Below are 3,018 nucleotides of genomic sequence, written 5' to 3'. Positions count from 1 at the left end.
GATGGTTCAATGCCTGTTGTGGCTAGTTGGTTTACACGCACAGCAACAGGGCTGGGATAAGCATTTTCAGGCCAATACCATTGGGCATCGAACGGTACTCTCAACGATTCGCTTGGGATTGGAGGTACTCAGGCGGCCTGATTATCAAATCACGGAGAAAGAATTGCTGGCGGCCTGGGTATTATTCGCCAATCAGTTGCTCAAATATGGCTATGCTATGGCTGATTTATGAGGGGATCCTTCAGAGCTCCGCGGCAATCCATGCTCTTGCTTGTCCTCCCCGTTGCTTGCATGATGGTCTAAGTTAAATTATTTTAGCATCGGTTATGTTGGGACTTATCATTTGGTGCTAATGTCTTGCTCAGAAATACATCTGGGAAACCTTTTACTCAGGACGAAACAATGTTACGTGAGATGTTCAACTTCAATAGTGCTAGTGACACTGTGAAAACCTATGTATTACGCTTACGCCGTGCCAAGCACATGGAAACTTTGGAAGTGATGGTTGAGCGCCTGGAGGCTGATGCGAAAAACGCCGTCGAACGTGCTGACATCGCCCATGCATACAGCATTAGGGAAATGGAAATATCTAATAGTATTTATTAACCTTAAATAACGACTTATGGCAAATGAAGGCTGGCTAGCAGTATTCAGTTTAGGGGTAACCCTAACACTACTGTCACTATTGCGCGACAGGGTATTTTCCACTATTGGGCGTGGTTTGTTGTTTCGTCTTTATGCGGCCCCGGGTGTATTTATCCATGAACTCAGTCATGCTCTTACTGCAATTCTGGTTCGGTTTACTATTACCCAAATATCCTTTTTCTCACCACAGCCTGACGGCACACTTGGCTTTGTGCAGTACCAGTACCGACCATCATTAATTAGCCCTGTTTTACGTTTATTAGTCGGAATAGCCCCGCTTTTCGGCGGTTATGCTGTTGTGTGCATACTTAATTGGTTATTCCAAGCGCCATCCATTACTGACTGGTCTGCGCTGTATAATTTCGCCGTTGGTGAACCGATGCGGTTTGGAATCTGGATGTATTTCACTTCTTCAGTCGTGGCTAATGCCGTTCCAAGCAAGGTTGATTTGAATAACAGCTATATTGCTCTGTACTGCCTGTGTTTTGTGATTGGAACTCTACCGCTCAGTTACACCCCTCTATTTAATTTGCTCGGTCCTATCATGGCATTATGCTTGTTTGTAGTGTTACTCTTTGCTGTAGCGCTATCTGGAGTATATTTCTGGAGACAGCTGTGGGAGAGTAATAAGGTCTCATACTAAACGATACGTTGAGCTTTATCATGCTGTCTCAAATTCGATGCAGATCTCAATATAGATTCATACTGATGCAGGTTATCGCATCTAGTTACTGTGAAATTCAAGTAATCAAGTATCATACTCAGGTCAACTCGTTTTTGGACAAAACTTGTTGTTAGGTGTTTTACAAAATTTGCGAACCATAAATTAACTCAGGTATGGCAAATAGAAAGCAGCGTATCTGAGTTAACTCCCCACTTACTGGATACCGGAGTTTTGGGAAGTGAGGCGTGTAAAATTACTGAACACAGCGGTTATCCTGCCCTCAATATAGATCACCACGCGAGATTATGCGTTCTGCCTCCCTATCGTAGCTATCAGCAACTTCCCTCAATGTTAAAGCTAACCGTTGGTATCCAGCATTCTCAACTTCATTGGCACGTCGCCGATATGTGTCGGCCAACGCTCTTTCAGGCTTAGCTTCTGGGTCAACTATGTGAGCTTCTCGAGAATTTAAAATTCCTGTCCGATATCCATCTCTAAGACTAGAGCGCTCTCTGCTATTCATTGCATTTGCTATCACAGGGTGTATCCATAAACCATCTGTTCCAGCAGGAGAATGAACAAGTACATTGCCAAGTTGAATCAGCGCGACATCATAATGCCCAGATGCTTTTACGATATCTTCCATTGCCGTTAGCCATTCTGAGAATGCTTCAGGATTAAATTCCCCATTTGGCTGAGTACCAGGAACAGAACTCCATGTAGAGAGTAGACGATACGCGTTAAGGGCAATACTGCGGCTCAGTTCGGTTTGTACTGCAGCGTCAGCCGCAATGCCCTTCGCTCGATATACGAGCTGAATCAGCTCACAGAAGAAACTAGGGGTGGATGCTAACCTGTTTTCTAAGGTCACTGGCGAACCTTCAGCATGCTGATCCAATAACGAAACATATGCCCATTCGACCTGAAAGAGTTTATTTTCGTCTGTGTCGATATTCTTTTGAAGATACTTAATAATTTGCGTGATATGGTAACTGTCTACTCTTTCAGCTTGTTCTTCTGACTGCACAAGTGCAAGCAGTGCCTTGCAAGCGAGTTCAGGGTTTATCTCCTGTTTATTGAAGAGATTACTCGACAATCCACCAATTACAGCACTTGGTCGGTCGTGTTCAAGAAGCTTTACTAATGCATACTCTGTGTCACCGTCAGACTGGTGAATGTTAGCCCCTGTATGTTTCCAGTACTCGCACTCATTCTCACCAAGTAACTGCGCAGCTCTTTCCCATGCATTCCTATTAAATGGCAAAGCGCAGAGCAGGTTGGAAATCTGTTTGGGATTCCATTCTGACTTGTCTATATCATCAAACCATTGCCAGTCACCCGTATATCTACGATGCCATGCATATGAAGCGACTAGAGACCAGTTCTTTTGCTCTGTCATATCGAGCAAGCTAGGCAATAGCTTTGCATCAAAGTCCAGACTGTCAAAATCTGCAAGCACCGTATGCGTCTAGCGAAGTACACCTAGCATCGATGTTCTGATTGTCTAAAAATACCTGCTCAATGATAAATTTGGAGCAGGTGATGAAAACATACAGAACAACTACTCAGTGGCAGATGCTACTTCAACAACGCGGCTCGTTTAGTGGCACTAATATCGAATTTTGCCAACACCATAATGTCTCTATCACCACTTACTATAAACAGCGCGCTTTACTGGCTGAGTATCAGCCTAATTCAACCTTGCCAGT

The 3,018-nt window shown here is 44.0% G+C and carries 3 protein-coding genes and 1 pseudogene; 3 read left to right on the top strand and 1 reads right to left on the bottom strand.

Annotated elements, in window-relative coordinates:
• From L5M49_RS24940 to L5M49_RS24930, 3 genes and pseudogenes are all read left to right on the top strand, one after another.
• Positions 1 to 232 (top strand): annotated as a pseudogene (locus L5M49_RS24940) (IS4 family transposase); the annotation flags it as partial.
• Between the two features lie 170 nt (positions 233 to 402).
• Positions 403 to 606: a hypothetical protein gene (locus L5M49_RS24935; protein WP_263185371.1), complete on the top strand. Its 204-nt coding sequence runs from the start codon at positions 403 to 405 to the stop codon at positions 604 to 606.
• A gap of 16 nt (positions 607 to 622) precedes the next feature.
• Positions 623 to 1,288 carry a hypothetical protein gene (locus L5M49_RS24930; protein ID WP_263185372.1) on the top strand — a complete coding sequence of 222 codons (666 nt, stop codon included), beginning with the start codon at positions 623 to 625 and terminating at the stop codon, positions 1,286 to 1,288.
• Positions 1,289 to 1,589: 301 nt separating this feature from the next.
• On the opposite strand, the gene L5M49_RS24925 is transcribed toward L5M49_RS24930, so the two are convergent.
• The gene (locus L5M49_RS24925) at positions 1,590 to 2,768 is read right to left on the bottom strand and encodes a hypothetical protein (RefSeq protein WP_263266991.1); all 1,179 of its coding nucleotides are present in this window, start codon (positions 2,766 to 2,768) and stop codon (positions 1,590 to 1,592) included.
• Positions 2,769 to 3,018 lie beyond the last annotated feature (250 nt).

The organism is Shewanella sp. SM74, assembly GCF_025653725.1.
In the GTDB taxonomy this organism is placed as follows: Bacteria; Pseudomonadota; Gammaproteobacteria; order Enterobacterales; family Shewanellaceae; genus Shewanella; species Shewanella oncorhynchi.
Note: the sequence above shows the minus strand (reverse complement) of the source record. Positions and strands in the feature narration are given on the sequence as shown.